The sequence below is a fragment of the Pseudoalteromonas luteoviolacea CPMOR-1 genome (assembly GCF_001625685.1).
Taxonomy (GTDB): domain Bacteria; phylum Pseudomonadota; class Gammaproteobacteria; order Enterobacterales; family Alteromonadaceae; genus Pseudoalteromonas; species Pseudoalteromonas luteoviolacea_K.
Genome location: NZ_AUYC01000062.1, coordinates 127131 through 143858 on the forward strand (window position 1 = coordinate 127131; position 16728 = coordinate 143858).

At 40.5% G+C, this 16728-nt stretch carries 19 protein-coding genes; 12 read left to right on the forward strand and 7 right to left on the reverse strand.

The window, feature by feature from the left end; all coding sequences use genetic code 11:
• Window positions 1-2 precede the first annotated feature (2 nt).
• The 3 genes from N473_RS21410 to N473_RS21420 all read left to right on the forward strand — a co-directional run bounded on the left by N473_RS21410 (window position 3) and on the right by N473_RS21420 (window position 2741).
• Window positions 3-686 carry a response regulator transcription factor gene (locus N473_RS21410; RefSeq protein WP_063369697.1) on the forward strand — a complete coding sequence of 228 codons (684 nt, stop codon included), beginning with the start codon at window positions 3-5 and terminating at the stop codon, window positions 684-686.
• Window positions 679-1893, forward strand: a complete 1215-nt coding sequence (locus N473_RS21415) for a HAMP domain-containing histidine kinase (protein ID WP_063369698.1) — start codon at window positions 679-681, stop codon at window positions 1891-1893. Before N473_RS21410 ends, N473_RS21415 begins: the two co-directional genes overlap by 8 nt.
• A gap of 110 nt (window positions 1894-2003) precedes the next feature.
• Window positions 2004-2741 carry a transporter substrate-binding domain-containing protein gene (locus N473_RS21420; protein ID WP_155735690.1) on the forward strand — a complete coding sequence of 246 codons (738 nt, stop codon included), beginning with the start codon at window positions 2004-2006 and terminating at the stop codon, window positions 2739-2741.
• A gap of 149 nt (window positions 2742-2890) precedes the next feature.
• On the opposite strand, the gene N473_RS21425 is transcribed toward N473_RS21420, so the two are convergent.
• Window positions 2891-3352, reverse strand: coding sequence for an OsmC family protein (locus tag N473_RS21425; protein ID WP_063369700.1), 462 nt, complete (start codon window positions 3350-3352; stop codon window positions 2891-2893).
• A 125-nt stretch (window positions 3353-3477) separates the two neighbouring features.
• Here N473_RS21425 and N473_RS21430 point away from each other — a divergent pair, with 125 nt between their 5' ends.
• From N473_RS21430 to N473_RS21440, 3 genes are all read left to right on the forward strand, one after another.
• Window positions 3478-4386: a LysR substrate-binding domain-containing protein gene (locus tag N473_RS21430; protein ID WP_063369701.1), complete on the forward strand. Its 909-nt coding sequence runs from the start codon at window positions 3478-3480 to the stop codon at window positions 4384-4386.
• 289 nt (window positions 4387-4675) lie between these two features.
• A complete protein-coding gene (locus N473_RS21435) occupies window positions 4676-5602 on the forward strand; it encodes a hypothetical protein (RefSeq protein ID WP_063369702.1) in 927 nt (308 codons plus the stop codon).
• A 93-nt stretch (window positions 5603-5695) separates the two neighbouring features.
• The gene (locus N473_RS21440) at window positions 5696-5947 is read left to right on the forward strand and encodes a hypothetical protein (protein WP_063369703.1); all 252 of its coding nucleotides are present in this window, start codon (window positions 5696-5698) and stop codon (window positions 5945-5947) included.
• 213 nt (window positions 5948-6160) lie between these two features.
• On the opposite strand, the gene N473_RS21445 is transcribed toward N473_RS21440, so the two are convergent.
• Both N473_RS21445 and nhaR read right to left on the reverse strand, forming a co-directional pair.
• Complete coding sequence (locus tag N473_RS21445) at window positions 6161-6445, reverse strand: SelT/SelW/SelH family protein (RefSeq protein WP_039610654.1); 285 nt, start codon at window positions 6443-6445, stop codon at window positions 6161-6163.
• Window positions 6446-6493: 48 nt separating this feature from the next.
• The gene (gene nhaR / locus N473_RS21450; protein WP_063369704.1) at window positions 6494-7387 is read right to left on the reverse strand and encodes a transcriptional activator NhaR; all 894 of its coding nucleotides are present in this window, start codon (window positions 7385-7387) and stop codon (window positions 6494-6496) included.
• 144 nt (window positions 7388-7531) lie between these two features.
• Between nhaR and N473_RS21455 the strand changes: the two genes are divergently transcribed.
• The 6 genes from N473_RS21455 to arfB all read left to right on the forward strand — a co-directional run bounded on the left by N473_RS21455 (window position 7532) and on the right by arfB (window position 13354).
• Complete coding sequence (locus N473_RS21455) at window positions 7532-7825, forward strand: hypothetical protein (RefSeq protein ID WP_063369799.1); 294 nt, start codon at window positions 7532-7534, stop codon at window positions 7823-7825.
• Between the two features lie 388 nt (window positions 7826-8213).
• A complete protein-coding gene (locus N473_RS21460; protein ID WP_063369705.1) occupies window positions 8214-9482 on the forward strand; it encodes an efflux RND transporter periplasmic adaptor subunit in 1269 nt (422 codons plus the stop codon).
• Between the two features lie 8 nt (window positions 9483-9490).
• Window positions 9491-10180, forward strand: a complete 690-nt coding sequence (locus N473_RS21465) for an ABC transporter ATP-binding protein (RefSeq protein ID WP_063369706.1) — start codon at window positions 9491-9493, stop codon at window positions 10178-10180.
• Between the two features lie 12 nt (window positions 10181-10192).
• Entirely contained in the window at window positions 10193-11521 is a 1329-nt protein-coding gene (locus N473_RS21470) for an ABC transporter permease (protein ID WP_063369707.1), read from the forward strand.
• Between the two features lie 13 nt (window positions 11522-11534).
• Window positions 11535-12740: an ABC transporter permease gene (locus N473_RS21475; protein WP_063369708.1), complete on the forward strand. Its 1206-nt coding sequence runs from the start codon at window positions 11535-11537 to the stop codon at window positions 12738-12740.
• A 200-nt stretch (window positions 12741-12940) separates the two neighbouring features.
• Window positions 12941-13354: an alternative ribosome rescue aminoacyl-tRNA hydrolase ArfB gene (gene arfB, locus N473_RS21480; RefSeq protein WP_063369709.1), complete on the forward strand. Its 414-nt coding sequence runs from the start codon at window positions 12941-12943 to the stop codon at window positions 13352-13354.
• On the opposite strand, the gene N473_RS21485 is transcribed toward arfB, so the two are convergent.
• From N473_RS21485 to N473_RS21500, 4 genes are read right to left on the reverse strand one after another with little or no spacing between them, the layout of a single operon-like run.
• The gene (locus tag N473_RS21485) at window positions 13340-14596 is read right to left on the reverse strand and encodes an ATP-binding protein (protein WP_063369710.1); all 1257 of its coding nucleotides are present in this window, start codon (window positions 14594-14596) and stop codon (window positions 13340-13342) included. The genes arfB and N473_RS21485 overlap by 15 nt on opposite strands.
• 6 nt (window positions 14597-14602) lie before the next feature.
• The gene (locus N473_RS21490; protein WP_063369711.1) at window positions 14603-15295 is read right to left on the reverse strand and encodes a response regulator transcription factor; all 693 of its coding nucleotides are present in this window, start codon (window positions 15293-15295) and stop codon (window positions 14603-14605) included.
• Window positions 15295-15696, reverse strand: coding sequence for a DUF3019 domain-containing protein (locus N473_RS21495; RefSeq protein WP_063369712.1), 402 nt, complete (start codon window positions 15694-15696; stop codon window positions 15295-15297). Before N473_RS21495 ends, N473_RS21490 begins: the two co-directional genes overlap by 1 nt.
• Window positions 15686-16669, reverse strand: a complete 984-nt coding sequence (locus tag N473_RS21500) for a MipA/OmpV family protein (RefSeq protein ID WP_063369713.1) — start codon at window positions 16667-16669, stop codon at window positions 15686-15688. Before N473_RS21500 ends, N473_RS21495 begins: the two co-directional genes overlap by 11 nt.
• Window positions 16670-16728: the final 59 nt, after the last annotated feature.

Genomic DNA, 16728 nt, shown 5'->3' on the forward strand with positions numbered 1-16728 from the left:
TTATGCTTGTTTTACTGGTGGAAGACGATATTTCTTTAGCGGCACAATTAATTGACTTTTTGCAATGTGAAGGCATTGAAGTGGATTATGCCATGTCTGTCGCGAGTGCAAAAGAAATAGCAGTACAAACAAATTTGTATAGTCGTTATGATGCGGTGATTTTAGATATGGACCTGCCTGATGGCAGTGGCCTGAATTTATTGTCAGAAGATATTCTGGGGCAAGGCGTGCCTGTATTGTTTTGTACAGCAGCCACTGCTCTTGAGGACAAACTTGCGGCTTTTTCTGCGGGGGCATTGGATTATATCACCAAGCCATTTGCTTTACCTGAGCTTGCAGTTAGGCTAAAAATACTGGCGCAGAAACAACCGAAAAAAGCCGAAGTCATGTTCGAGCTAGATAGCTTATGTATTGATTTCTCTATGAAGATAGCCAGACGAGGAGAACGCATTTTGGTGCTATCTCCACAGCAGTGGCAACTGCTTTCTTTACTGGCAAAGCATAGTCCGACGCCGGTGAATAAAGATCAGATCTTGATACATATATGGCCAGATCAGGACGTGAATAATAATATGTATAAGTCTTTATTAACGCGTTTGCGGCGCAATATAACTAAATATGATGAGCCAGAACTCATCCACACGATTAAAAGTCAAGGGGTGGTATTGAGGTGTATTAATGGCTAACCCACAAAGCCTCGGGCGTTATTTTACGCTGAGATTTGGCATTTTTTTTATTGTATTTATTGCGATATGGATCCAAGTTGCAACCTGGGTGTATCACTATGCTTGGGATGATACCACTGAGCATTACCTCTATCAGGACTTGGCGCTAGCACACAGTGGTCAGCTTCAGCTACCTTTCGAATCAGCAGAAAAGTACATTGGTGTAATGAATACTATGCCAATTCAGTATCAAAAAATACTGAGTATCCACGATATAGAATATGAGCACACACTACTTTTGCCCTATGATAAAGGGGATATGTATGTACTCAAAAGTGAAGATAATTTAGGTCGAGAACTGTTTGTCATTCATGTTTTTTCACAGCAGACATCCCCCAGCCTATTGCCTATTTTTTTGATCTTAAGTGGTTTTATGATTGTGCCTATCGGGCTATTAATTTGGCGGATCTGGCGTGCAATTAGCAGAGATATCGGGGGGCTTAAACAAAACTTGGATGAACAGCAAGAGAGTGCACCAACAGCAAGGTTTGTAGAGTTTGCAGAGCTTCAGTCTTCATTAACATTGGCACGCTTTGCTCGCCAGCATGCGCAACAGAAAGAGCGGTTGTTTTCGGCATTTTTGAGCCATGAAATACGAACACCATTGACTAAAATCAACCACAGTATTCACCGACTTCAGCAGATAGATGATATCCCTTTGGCTGCGCTAGATGTTTTTGAAGAATTGGAAATTGGACAAACAGAGTTAACTGAGGTAGCAGATGCGGTTTTATTACTGAGCCAGCCCAATAAAGCGAAACTGGCGTGTCATGCTCTATTACCCATCTTAATTACGTGGCAAAAAAAGTGGGCTGGTCTGGGCTTAATCATTCATTTTGACAATGAGTTTGTGCTTAATGAGCAAGCCGTACAACCTAAATTATTGCAGCTACTTTTGACACAGATAGCAAAAAATGCGTTACAGCATGGAGAAGGGGCATTGTACGTGAGGTGCGATGTCTCGGGCGTCGAGTTCGAAAATAGTATCAATGTCAGTGCAGTGCAAACAGGTTATGGCCTTGGTAGCAAGATCACGTCGCAAGTATGCGATTGCTTTGGATGGCAATATAGCGTAACTGTGAATGATAAATATAGAGTGCGTATTACTTGGGGAAGTTTAGTAGAAGCGGGGACTGATCAAGTAGCAGTGGCTGAGAAGTCTCAGTAGTATTATAAATGGTTGTCTTTGGCATCATTGATTGGGCCAATATGACGATTTTGCATTATTATTTTCCTATTGAGACTGTTAGGTTGATAAGCTCACCTTTGGATAAATCAATGCCCACTTATATTGGTTATATTCTAGGCATTTCTCTTTTTGTAGTGTCTATCCGTATTTATGGTGACGAGCAAACGATCCTGCTCGCCCAACCCATCACTCAGCCCACCATCTATTCTTCAGTTGCCAAGGAGGTGTTACTGAGCGCGTATGCTCAAATTGATGAAAGTGTTACTTTTGAGCTGTATCCAGCTAAACGCGCTTTGAGAATTGCTGACAAAGGTTTGACAGATGGATTGCTTGCCCGTACACCGGGTCTAGAACAAGACTATCCCAACCTGAGAATGCTGAGTGTGCCAGTTGCGTTTGAAAAAGTGTATTTATTCACTAATCAGCGATATGTTTCTCCTATAGATTGGCGTGAATTAACCAAGTATCGTGTTGCAGCTGTCAGAGGGTTTATGCTTGTGGCGCAGAGTTTTCCATCAGGTATATTGGTGGAAGTATCGAGTATTGAGCAGGCATTTTACATGTTGTCGCAGCATAAAGTTGATTTTGTCATTGACTTAGAAAGCGGGGAATGCAGCTTAAAAAAGCTGGGTTTAAGTGAGATAAGGAAATTAGAGCCTGCCATGACAGAGTTAATTGTTTACCACTATCTTCATGAAAACAATAAGGCGTTAATGACACGTGTAGAGCCGATATTAAGGAAAATGGAAACACAAGGTAAGATAAAAGCAATATATCAAAAAGTGAATAGAGCTTTTAATTGCGATAACTTGCCTTATATTCCATGACTTTTTTAGGCTTACCACGTCAGCACTCTGTCAAAGCGTTTCATTGAGTATGACAAAGTGCGCGGTCAAGCATGATGGTGTATCTCTGCGGGTGTTTTAATGTGCGAAACCTAATAGCAGAGTGAGACATTCTGTGAGTTTTACTCTTCTCAATGTTCTATTTTTATTAGCGTATTTACTGAGTTTGCAATGAAGCAAGCGCAATGTGCTTGGTGGTGTAGTTCAGTGAGCACTTTTTCATTGACGCGCTGAGGTTGTTGCCATGTTATTTGTGGTTTAAGCGTTACTTCAACCATTGCCATGTTCCCTTGAGCATTTGGAGCCATAATACCTGAGGCCTTATCGATATAGGACTCGACAACTAGTCCGGCTTTTGCAGCAAAATGAAGGAAAAACAACATATGGCAGCTGGATAGTGATGCGACATATGCTTCTTCTGGATCAACATGGTGTTCTACAGAATATGGTAAGGGCACAATAGAGGGGGATGAGGAGGCTGCAACGATAGCCCCCCCATCAAAAGACCAAGTATGTGCTCGGCTATACTTCGCATCGATAAATGCTTCATTGGGCTGTCTTTGCCAAGAAATGGCTGCTTGATAGGTAGACATCTTTCCTCCTGTGATTCAGCTGATGTATCGGTTTAAGTGCTGATGTTAATATAGAGCATTATGAAATTGACAGAGCAAGAGTAGAAGCGATAATAGCTCAAAGTGACTTGAGGCAATTTCACATCATGAGCAATCTAAATCTCTCCTTAACTGCATTACATACGTTTTCTGTGGTTGCAAAAGAACTTAATTTTACAGCGGCTGCTGGGGTATTACATATTTCTCCAAGTGCTGTAAGTCATCAAATGAAACTATTAGAAACTCAGTTAGGTATGAGTTTGTTTCATCGCAAGTCTAAAGGGGTCACATTAACCAGAGACGCTACTTTGCTCGCTGAGCATATCAACAAAGGGTTCAATATTTTGGAGTTTGGTATTGATAATGCGCGGCGTTCCAATCAAACCGAGCGCGTTGTACTTGCTGTGATCCCTTCTTTGCTTGAACATTGGCTAATCCCTAAATTAAGTGACTTTTACCGACGTTACCCAAATATCGAATTACAATTGGTGGCGAAAGATCAACTGGTTGATTTCAACCGTGAACATGTTGATGCACATCTTCACTTTGGTCATGGACAATATCAAGGTCTTACTTGCCAGCAACTCGCTACAGAGTGGGTTTATCCTGTATGTGCACCACACTATTCAAAAAAGCTGGGTGAAGGTGCACACTTATTGAGTTATCAAGGTGGCAAAGAAGACGCACCAGGAAGAATTGACTGGCAAGCATGGTTTGAGTTGCAGTCGCTTAATTGCGTTTCTCGAGATAGATTTACTATGTTTAGCCACGTTGGTCATACATTAACTGCTGCGAAACATGGCCAAGGAATAGCGCTAGCGTGGCATCATATTGCGACTGAAATGATAACTCAAAGCGCATTAGTCAAGATGCCATATGCACCTTTGATGATGCCTTTCTCATATTTCCTGATTAGGCCAAGCAAGGCTAATCATACCAATGGGTTAAGGTGTTTAGGCGAATGGCTTGAACAGCAATTTAATGATTTTAAATTGATAAACAAGCCTGTTAGATAGTCCATTCACATCATTTTGTTTAATTATTTACGGTGACCCAAGGAAGTATTACCCGCCATAAAATTTGTTATGTTTATTTAATTCAATGTGTTATGTTTTTTGTTACGGTTTAGTTTGTCAAAACTGCTTTTATATCGTTCAAGGATTGCAATTTGACCTCATTGTATGGCTAAATTTAGTGTACAACTTTTAACAGTTATTCTATCTGATTAAAGAAGATCACCGTGTTTAATGTTGGTTCAAGGAAGCGTGTTTATTTTCAGGCCTGATATAGAGGTGTAGGTACAAGATGTCTCAAACGAAAAATAATATTACTTTAGGGATTGCTTCAGCGGCACTGGCGTTGACGTTATATAACTTTTTAATTCAATCAAGCAGTAGCCCAGTCCTAACAGTAGAGCGCCAATCGAAAATGGACAACACTCAGACTGTGCAAAAGCTTGCTCATGTCGCTGAATTTAAACGCAATCAAGACTATACAGACTTGGATAATAGTGCACTGATAGCACGCATTGAATATTTAGAAGAGCGCCTTTTAGATATTGAAAATCAAGCTTTTGGAGCAGGTGTATCAAGTGGGGCGATTGAAGAGACGATTCTGGCTGTTTTGGAAGAAAAAGAACGTCAAGATAGACAAAAACGAAATGAAGACAATCCAGTTTATGGTTTCTATGAAGATTTACCTAAAGACTATGATTTAAAATTAAAAACAGATCCTGAATATGCAAATCGAGTCAGTCAAGACCTAAGAGGAAAAGTGTTAGATCAAAGCTTGACACCACATGAGCGCTTGTCTGCCATGGGGCAGTTACAGATGAACATGTATATTCTCAACCGTACTCAGGATGAGATGTTTGATTACGAAACTGTTGACGCTGTGCTTGAGATCAGCCGCAATAGCGCTGATGACAAGTTAAAAGTTCAGGCATTGGAAGTCGTTGCACACTCTCCCGTTGTAGATAGGCGTATCGCAAAATCCTTACAAGATATTATTGAAAAAGAGCCTAATAAATATATGAAAACAATGGCGGCTGAAGGTTTGATGGGCCAATACTATCAAGCAGATGAAAGTAACCCCGAAGTAAAACAGCAGCTGGCCAATGACATTTTAACAATGTACGACAATGCGAATAGTGCAGAAGTTCAAGCGGTAATGCAGCGCTTGATCAGGGATGAAGAATTGTTGCGACAAATACGTAGAGATGCTGGCAGATAGGTACTTATATTTATTTTTCGCTTTTTTACTTTTTTAGGTGGTTACTTAGATACGGGTAAAATCCAGCGATACAGGTTTTAACAAGGAGTTTGTATGAATTATTTTTTAGTCTGTTTATGTGTGGTTTTAACCTTTTTCTTGCTGTTGCCATTTTATAAGAAAATGTACTCAGTTGTGAAAGACATGGATAAAGAATTTTCAATAGGGGTGAAGCAGGAAGATGGCTTCACCAATGGCGCGCAGGGGAACTTTTTTATCGCTAAATTTTATGTCATGTTGTTACCGATTGTTTGTCATTTGATAGCGTCATTTTTACTTTATTTATTACTATCTAAATTGATTTAATTGTTCGCACAATCGCTGGGTAAAATCAGGATTTATTCTTTTAATTTTATGGCTTTATAGTGTTAGATAACAATGGCAAGTCGTCAATTTCGCAACCCTAAAGGTGAGAGAGGTTGACTGTTTTGAGGTTGATGAATTCAGTGGTGCACCTTGGTGCAGTTGAAGGGTGAGTGGCTGGATGGTTTAAGGTCACTCAGCCACGTGAAAAATGTTTTAACTTTGATGTTTGTCGATATGCCCCAAATCTCGGGTGGGATCTAAGAGGTCTCTGACACGTTTTTTGAGTTCTTTGGCCTCAGGGAAGCCCCCATCTTTAACCCGGCACCAAATTAATTTATCATCGTAAAAAATTTGAAAAACCCCTTTGCTGGCGGGGGATAGTGAGACTTCTGCGAGATCCATTCCAAAAGTTGATAATAGCTCTTGTGCTAACCAGCCACTTCTCAGTAGCCATTGGCATAGTACACAATAATGTATCGTGATCTTAGGTTTATTCATCGGTAATTCGCTACTTGTTAGTATCTGTATTGTACTTGCATAAAGGCGCTACTCACCTTCACGCTGCGCATTTTGCACAAATTCAGAATAAATTGTATCTTTGATCAGCCTATCTGGTGTGAATGCGTAATAATGTTGGTAAACGTTTTCAATACTGCCAATAAACGTGACATCATAATGGCGTTCTATTTCTTCTCTAATAGACAGAGGCGCAGGAAATATACCAAACCCTTGCTGACCTAAGGCTTTCATCAAAGCACTGTCATCAACATGGCCTGCAACAGACATTTCAATATTCAAGTCTTCAAGCCAGTACTGAATGGCATTTGTGACTGGACTTGCCTTTGCGGGCAAAATAATTGGCATATCTTTGAGTGCATTTGGATAATCTTTGCTGAGCTTTGAATAATAGGCTGAGTTGCCGTAGAGGCCGAGCTGACTTTTCCCTATTTCATGACAGAAGGCTTTGAATGGCGTTGAGCTATCTAATGGTTTATCAGCTAATACTAAATCGATTTTATGGGTAGCCATTTGTGCAAGTAATTCAGACTGCTGACCATCGATACAGTGTAAATTGGTAATACGCTCATGTTTGATAAGAGGAGATAGCCATTTAGAAACGAGTGACTTAGGGAGTGCATCAGAGATCCCTACTTTTAAAGTGCGATTGATATTATCCAGATCACCGCGGGTTGTTTCTAGCCACTCTTCTGCAACATTAAACATGTCGTTTGCATATTGCTGAGTAAGTTGTCCGTATTCTGTTAGCCTCAAACCTCTGCCTTCGCGAACAAATAATGGCTTACCCAGTCTTTGCTCTAAGCTGGTGATTTGTGCACTGATGGTTTGTGGGGTGAGGTGTAACACTTTACTTGCGGACGCAATGCTGCCTAATTTACTTACTTGCCAAAAGTAATAGAGGTGGTTGTAGTTTATATTCATCATACTTCGTAAATTTCGATGTTTAAATAAGATTTAATCAGCTTTTATCTTTGATTCCACCTTAGTAGATTTAACTCAAGGGCGCAATCATTTATTTCACCGTGACACAGTGGTTAATGCGCATTTATGAGCGAGGTCAAAGATATGAAACTTAACTTAAGAATGACAGGTAAGGCAATTGGTAGCGCGGCAAAGGCTAAAGCATCAAAAATAGTGAGTGACCAGTTGTTAAAATATGTTGCCAATATTCGCAAAGTTAAAGTCCACATTGATGAAGTTCCATCGAAACTTCACGGCACATTGACACAATGTAGTATTGAAGTGCTTTTACCGGGTCTGCCTAGTATTTCTGTAAAAGCAAAAGGAAAAAACTTAGTGCAAGCGATCAGTCGCGCCGTCAGTAACAGTGAAACCGTTTTGACACAAAAACTATGTTAATTATTCTCAGCAGAAGCGACTGCGCTTCTGTTAAATCTAAATTATCCCTTTGACTCTGTTGGAAGAAGAGTAATTCCCACGCACTTGCTGCAGCATGGAAGCTGCATCTTTCCCCTTAATTTGTTAAATCCACATTAAATTTTACGCTAACATATAAAATATTTAATGTTGATTAAACTCTGTTGACGTTCATGTTAATATCCTTTTTGCCAATATTTTCTATATAAATATTCAAATAATATGCCTATATAGAGCAAATAATTGGTCATTAGAGCGGCCTCACACTTATACTGTTTTTTAATAAAATGTTTATTTTAAGTGACATTTTGGGGCTTCTTGTGTATTTTAACCAATGAAAAAGCAGTGACATAATGCTCAAGGAAGTAACATGACATATATATCTGATACCAGTGCCCAAGACACGCAAATTGAGAAAAAAAGGAATTATAAGCTCTACATCGCAATTGCAGTCGGTATCGTTATTTTTTTTACTTTGATAGTGCCACAACTGTCCATTTGGATGAGTGGAAAAAGTGCAGTGCGTTTAGAGAATATTCGTATTGCTGAGGTGCAAAAGGGGCAATTTATTCGTGATATTTCAGTGCAGGGTCGCGTCGTAGCTGCGAAGCGTCCAACACTTTATAGCCCAGCGCAAGGAACCGTGACCTACTTAGTTACGCCGGGAGATACAGTATCATTAGGTGAGCCGTTAGCTTCCATCGACAGCCCCGAATTAACGAGCTTGTTAGCACAGGAAAAGTCTGAATTAACACGGCTGAAAACACAACTAGATAGAGAAAAAATTCAAGTAAAAAAGCAAGACTTGGAGCAAGAGAATTATATCGGAAAAGCACAAGTTGCGTTGAATGCTGCGAAACGCGAAATGCGCCGAAATGAAGAAGGTCATAAGAACCAAGTCGTCAGTGATATTGATTTTCAAAAGGCCAAAGACGATTTGGAAAATGCACAAAGGGAATATCGCTTAGCTGTTAAGGAAGTTGCATTATTGAAGGAAAGTCAAAAATTTGAAATTAAAACCCGCGCACTGGAGTTGGAAGCACAACAAGTTATTGTAAGTGAATTACAAAGACAGGTCGCTTCACTTTCAATCGTTTCTCCAGTGTCAGGTATCGTCGGTAATTTGGCCGTAGAGCAAAAAAACTCAGTGACCAAAAATCAACCACTATTGAGCGTTGTAGATTTGTCGCAGTATGAGGTCGAAGTGAACATTCCTGAGAATTATGCAGATGACTTAGCTTTGGGGATGGGTGCTGATTTAATGCTCAATGGGAGCATATATAAAGGTGAGTTAATCGCTATCTCGCCTGAAATTGTTGGTGGTCAAGTAGAAGGCAAAATTCGATTCAAGGAAAAGAATATCAAAGGGTTGAGACAAAATCAGCGATTGACCAGCCGAGTTGTATTAGAAGAGAAAAATGATGTTTATTATCTTCCTCGTGGACAATTTACAGAGTCTGGCGGCGGCCGCTTTGTGTATGTTGTAGAGGACGATGTCGCAGTGAAAAAATCTATCAAATTAGGTTCAAAGAGTTTAGGACAAGTTGAGGTTATTTCCGGCCTAGCAATGGGTGAAAAAGTGGTAATTTCAGACCTAGACGTATTCAAAGAAGCAGGAAGTGTAAGAATCGTTCAATAGGGGACAGTATGTTAAGAATGGCGAATTTAGCGAAAACTTATCGCACAGATACAATCGAAACTAAGGCGCTTAGTCCATTTGATTTAGAGGTGAAACAAGGTGAGTTTATCGCTGTTGTTGGTCCTTCTGGATCGGGAAAAACAACCTTTCTTAACATTACGGGCCTACTTGAAGTATCCAGTGAAGGGCAATACTGGCTTGATGGCGTTGAGGTGTCGACTCTGGGAGATAAAGCGAAATCCCGTTTGAGAAATGAAAAAATAGGCTTTATCTTTCAAAGTTTTAACCTTATTCCTGAATTAAACATTTATGACAATGTGGAAATGCCATTACGTTATAGGAAGTTCTCTGGTGCACAGCGAAAAGAGCGAGTAGAACAAGCACTTGAAAAAGTGGGGCTGGCTAGTCGTCAAAAGCATTATCCGTCTCAATTGTCTGGAGGGCAGCAGCAGCGTGTTGCAATTGCTAGAGCATTAGCTGGCACGCCGGCATTTTTGTTGGCGGATGAGCCGACAGGTAACTTAGATTCAAAGATGGCTGCGGGGATCATGTCTCTGTTAAAAGAGATTAATGGCAATGGGACGACCATAATTATGGTGACTCATGACCTTGAGCAAGCTACACAAGCCAGCAGGGTCATAGAAGTAAAAGATGGGGTAATTAGTGAAATAAAAAACTTAGCTCAAAAAATTGCTTAAGGTGGTAAATACATGATCAGCTATTACACCAAATTAGCCATTTTGAGTTTATGGAAAACTCGTTACATGAGTTTGCTGGCCGTCATTGTGATTGCAGTGGGTATAGCAGCGACCATGACGACTTATACTATCAACCATATGATGACAAAGGATCCTTTGCCATCGAAGTCCGACTCTTTGTTTTTAGTGCGACTTAACAACTGGAGTCCTGAGTCAGCTTATAAGAACCGTGATGTAGAAACCGCACCGATTTATTTGTCTGTGCAAGATGCTGTTAATTTAATTCGTCATGACAAAGCACAAGCACAGATCCCCATTGCGGGCTTTAAAGATATGTTGAAGCTGCCATCTCAAGATGCGGTTGACGCTAGAATGACGTTTGTTCGCAGCTCTACAAAGGACTTTTTCTCTTCTTTTGAAGTGCCATTTTTATATGGCTCTAGCTGGCCAGAAACGAGCGACACTAATGGTGAGCAAGTTACCGTTATTTCGAAAAAGCTCAATGATAAATTATTTGATGGTCAGGATTCGGTAGGACGAACAGTTGAACTGGGGGAGCACCAATTTACTGTGGTTGGTGTAATAGATGATTGGTTTATATTACCGCGCTTTTACGGCGAGTCAACGCGAGCATTTAAAGCGCCAAGAGATATATTTGTACCTTTTCAGACCCAGTTAAATTTGGAACTGTGGTCACCAAACTTACAGGCTTTTGAGTGCTGGAAAGAAACAGAAGACGCTTCCGTAGCGGCTTTATGGGCATCAGAGTGTGTTTGGGTGTTTTTTTGGGTAGAACTAAACGGTGGATCTGAAAAGCGCGCATACATGGACTTTTTGAACTCTTATGTTGAACAGCAAAAGGCATTGGGGCGTTTTCAACGGCCAACTCTGAATCAATTACAGTCTCCATCAGCGTATTTAAAAGAGCGTGAAGCTTACTCGTCTGACAGTGAAATCGCGGTGTGGCTTGCGATATGCTTTTTTACTCTGTGCTTACTCAATGCAATGAGCATTATTATGACTAAATTCCAAGGGAAGGCGGGCGAGGTCGCTTTGAGGCGTGCTGTAGGCGCAAGCAGTATGGATTTGTTCCAGCAATATATGATTGAGACGGGGATTATCGGCTTATTAGGAGGGGGGCTTGGATTGTTATTAGCGCAATTCAGCCTATTTTTCTCCAGCCAACTGTACACTCATTTGAGCAAAAATATTATGACAATGAGTGTGGATTTAATGGTGATCACAGTGGTTTTATCAGTGTTATCAAGTTTGGTTTTTGGGTTGTTCCCGATTGCCAATGCGATCCGCGTGCAACCTGCCACTCAACTCAAAAGCTTGTAACGGGGGAGCATAGATGAAAGATTTTTTGCCAATTTTAAAGTCGTTAAAGAGTAATTATGGCGCATCGCTGCTGTTTATTTTTCAAGTTGCGATCACCTTTACAATACTGGTCAATGCGATTTATCTTGCGCTAGATAAGCGTGAGTCGATAGCCCGTCCCTCAGGTCTTGATGAGCAAAATGTACTTTATATTGCGACTAACTTACCCGTTGAAGAAGCATCTCAAGCAAGTCAATTGGATCAAGATCTTGATAATCTTCGAGCATTACCAGGTGTTGAATATGCGTCGGTTTCTTCTGGCGTACCGCTCAGTGGGTGGGGAAGATTCATAGAAATAGCAACTAAACCCGATTCTAAATATGACACATTTTCCGGGTATTATGGCGGAGATTTGAACTTATTAAAGGCACTCGGTGCAGAGCTTATTGCGGGCGCTGAGTTTAGTCCCAGCGCAGAGCTGACGGTGCGAACCGACGGATATAGAGATGCAATAGACATCATGATCACCAAGTCACTTGCTCAATCACTATATTCTGAACAATGGGAGCAAGTGGTTGGTAAAACAATCTATATTAATAATAAGCCGCAGCGTGTTGTTGGCGTGATTGATAGGCTTCAAGCCGCATGGCCAACTTGGGTTGTGGTTGAACATGTAGTGTTGGCACCAGTCAAAGAAGCAGATTCTATGGTTTATTACATCATACGTACTCAACCTAATCAGCAAAGTGCTGTTTTGGAGCAGGCTCTGAGTTATTTGACTGCTTTACATGGGCGAAAAATTGATAAATATGAAACCTTTGAACAAGTAAAAGCAAATGCCTATAGTGCCGAAAATGCTGCAAGCAACACATTATTTGGTGTGATTGGAGGTTTACTGTTGGTGACTGCGCTGGGGATATTTGGCCAATCTCGTTACAGCATTATTAAGCGCACTAAGCTCATTGGGATCAGACGAGCTATGGGAGCCAGTAAAGGGCAGATAGTAAGGTATTTTGTGTTGGAGAATGCAGTGTTGTGCGCAATCGGTATTGTTATCGGCATCATTGCTGCAATCGTTTTAAGTAATGCATTTAGCAGTGCGTTTGAACTTGGTACCGTGCCACCAAGTTATATGTTCTTTGGTAGCCTCTGCACTATTCTGCTTGGCCAGGTGGCCGTTTTATACCCCGCATTCAAGGCCTCGCAGCTATCACCAGCGATTGCGACACGTACAGTGTAAAAAATACAAAGTGGTACTTGGCTTTTAGTCATTATTGCTAAAAGTTGAGTACCTAAAAAGCACCTTCTTAGATCCCATTTTTGTTATAATAAAGCATGTACGTTTTATCACCGCGAGTGAGTATCGCGGTAATGAAGCACTAGGCTTGCTGTTTCGCTTGGGTTTTTGCTAAGCAGTTGAATAAGAGAAGGTTGGTTTATATGTTACGTCTATCAAATAATGTTGAGTTGTCTGCTTGGGAAATCGAGTTGTCAGCCATACGAGCGCAAGGCGCTGGTGGACAGAATGTAAATAAAGTATCGTCTGCGATTCATTTAAGGTTTGACATTAATCGTTCGTCACTCCCTGCTTTTTACAAAGAAAGGTTACTGGCTTTAAAAGACAATAGGATCAGCAAAGAAGGGGTGATTGTTCTAAAAGCGCAAACTTTTAGAACTCAAGAGCAAAACAAAGAGGATGCACTAAATCGGCTCAAGCAATTAATTTTAGATGCAATTAAAGTGGAAAAAACGCGCCGTCAAACGAAGCCGACAAAAAGCTCACAGAGACGACGCCTTGATAGTAAAAATAAAAGAGCCCAAACAAAAGTGATGAGAAAATCAGTTAAGTTTTAGTTTTTTGCTGATAGGTAAGGACACGTGAAATGAGGCGCCGTTTATTTGAGATTCGGTTACCCAGCATGTGCCGCTGTGCCAGCCAAGTATTTTGGTCACAATCGCAAGACCAAGCCCAAACCCTCCTGTCTCTTTACTGCGACTGCTATCAAGTCGGGTAAAAGGGCTGAAAACACAGTCCCGTTTATCTTCTGGTATGCCTGGCCCATCATCACTGACAATTAGGATGACGTTATCATCAGTTTCTTGTTTCAGTTCGATCAATATCTGTTGTTCGCCATATTTTTCTGCATTTTGTAGTAAGTTTTGCAGAACACGTGCTAGATAGTGATCATTGCCATCGACGAAAACATTGGGTTTGAGGTGGTGGTTGATTTGCTTGTTAGAAGAGATACTTACTTTGTCTATTTGAGCTTGAACGAGCTCGCTGAAGTTAATCTTTGCTCTCGTCATTTCCCGCTCAGAAAACTCCAAGCGAGCATAGCTGAGCATTTCGTCGATTAATAGTTCCATTTCGACGACATCTTGGTTCATTGCTTGAACTTGCTGTGGATCTTTCGGAGCGAGCATAGCCAGTGCAAATTTAAGCCTCGCTAACGGCGTTCTAAGCTCATGGGAAACGGCATTAACGAGTTGCTTTTGATTTTGCATCAGGCTGGCAGTTTGCAAAGCTAATTTTTGTATATGCTGTGTCAATGTTGATATCGCAGAAAACCGAGAGGGTTTTGTTTCAATATCTAACCCCCCTGTTGCTAATTGCTCAGTGATTATTTTTAGTTGCTCCAAATCACGCCATAGCGGGCGCAACCATAAAATTAACAAGAGGGCTAAAATCGAAAAAGAAACCAGTTTGAAAGCATATTTCGTCAAAATAGAGTTTGGCTTTGGTGCAAATGGTCCAAGTTTGACGACGGTGCTTTTGTCATTTAAAAGCATGAAAAGTTGATAATTGTCATGACTATCAAATGAAATGACAACATCGCCTTTATCTAGCGCTGCACGTTGCTCTGGAAACCACGCAACATCGTTTATATGAATAATATTAAGGTTATTTTTTTGAGGGTAATTGTTGATGCCTACAGTGTTTAGTACATCTCTTAAATTAACCGCTACTTGTTTGGCATAGCCCAATTCACTTGGGGCCTGATTGCCCCAGTTTTTCCAAATATATTCACTGCTTTGATTAATGGCAATGATACTAAAAAAAACAAAGAAATATAGGCTTGCGAGCAGTCGGAGCATTGAATATTAATCCCAAGCTGACTTAGAACATAAATAACCTTTACCCCACACAGTCACTAATCTGAAAGGCTGTTCAGGGTTATCACCGAGCTTTTTACGCAAACGTGAAATACGCACATCTACACTGCGGTCTAAACCGTCATATTCACGTCCAACCACTTGATTATAAATGTGTTCTCGACTTAAAGTTTGCCCAGCATTATTGGCAAGTTCCCATAGTAAATCAAATTCGTAACTTGTTAATTCGACTTCTTGCCCTGACAAATAGGCTTTTCGGGCTGCTTTGTCTACTTCTAATTGACCAAGCTTGAGATTATCAGCGTTTTCTTCCTGCTGTTTTACTCCTCGTCGGAGTAAGGCGTTTACTCTAGCTAAAAGGACGTAAGGTTCTACAGGTTTGATGACATAATCATCTGCGCCAATCTCTAACCCTCTTACATGGTCGAAGTCACTGTCTTTTGCTGTCAAAAACAATACTGGACCTGAGTAGGTATGACGTACCTCACGACAGATGGAAAAACCATCCATATTAGGAAGCATTATATCTAGTATGACGATGTCCGGTTGTTGCTCTGTAATGGCTTGGACTGCTTTGGCACCATCATTCACTAGAGTAACTGAAAAACCGTTACTCTCCAGAAATTGCCCCGTCAGGGCTGCAAGTCTTTCATCGTCTTCAACAAGGATTACTTTAGCCATTAAAAAAAGCTCCAGTCAGATTTTAGTTTACGTCTATATTTTCGGTTTGCTGCTGCGTTTATCTTTACTTTCTGATTTGCTAATACATGCATTTTTTCGTTTTTAAGTGAAAAAATCATGTCTTCAGAAATAGAGATACTGATATTGGTTTTTGCTTTTTGCGTGTTCAGCCAACACTGTAAAGAAGTATCATTTTTAAATAAGCAAACATTTTGCGGTGTTTGGATAGACCAATCGACAGAAATAGTCATCTCACAAATTTGACCCATTGATTTAACCATGCAAACGATGGGTTTGATTTCAAGTTTTGCTTTTTTGTTTGGTAATGTATTTATTTCAGCATTAGCAACTTTCGATAATAACAAACATAAAACAAGGGGAGAGAACTGCTTAAAACTCATATAATCCCCCAATAAAAATATTGGACGAAGAGCTTTGATCTACCAGTGGGCTGTTTTTAATGCCAGTACCGAGCCAAGTATGTCTTGCACTGAACTTTAATTGCCAGTTTGAGTTTAACTTATAATTAAAAGCAATACCTACATAAGGATTTACAGTGGCCTTACCTTGATATAAATGGTGTTGTGATTGTGAGTCTTTGAGGCTGATCCCATAATAATAATCGACTAAATGTTTGTCCTTGTACTCTGCACCAAGTTTGACCTTTAAGCGAGAGGGGTTATCAGTTTGTATTGGGATGATAAAACTGTAATCGATGTGGCCATGATAACCTTGATAAGTATTTGTAACATCATGCAGCAAAGAGAGGGTTAATTTGGCAGAATTCTCAAAATACCAATGTGCAAGTATGCCGCCATCTAGCGCCCAGTCTCGTTTAGAAATTGTATCCAGCGAAATTGATTCAGCGGGCTCGTTTGGTTCTTGTTCTTGTTTATCATTATCGCCATCTGTAACGCCACTATCTCCATCAGAGTCCACACCATCTGAGCCAGGCTGGCTTGTGGGTGGGTTCGATTCATCTGGTTCTGGTGTTATTATCGGGTTGCTAGACTCACTAGTGAATGAGTTCTTGACTAATATATTGCTTGGGTGGAAGCGCTCAAAATATGCTTGTTCAGTATTGAGTTGGGTGATGAGACTGACATCGAACTGTTTTTGCTCTATAAATGTGTAGCCTGCAGTTGTGTTGTCAAAGAAGAACTTATCACCATAATAATTAATGTAAGGTAATATCACCAAAGGCACATTATCCCCGCCCCTGACTGGGTTGGTCGCAACACCCGCACCAATGGCAATAGAAAAATCCCACCTGCCTATTTCTGCACATTGCTCATTATTCTCACTGCAGTTTGCAAAGCTATCCTTAGCGAATAAGCCGCAGCACAGAGATAACAAAATGAAAAGTCGTTTCAATCAATTTACTCCTGTTAAACCTAGGGCTAAATTTACCAGTAATTTCTATAATTACCAGA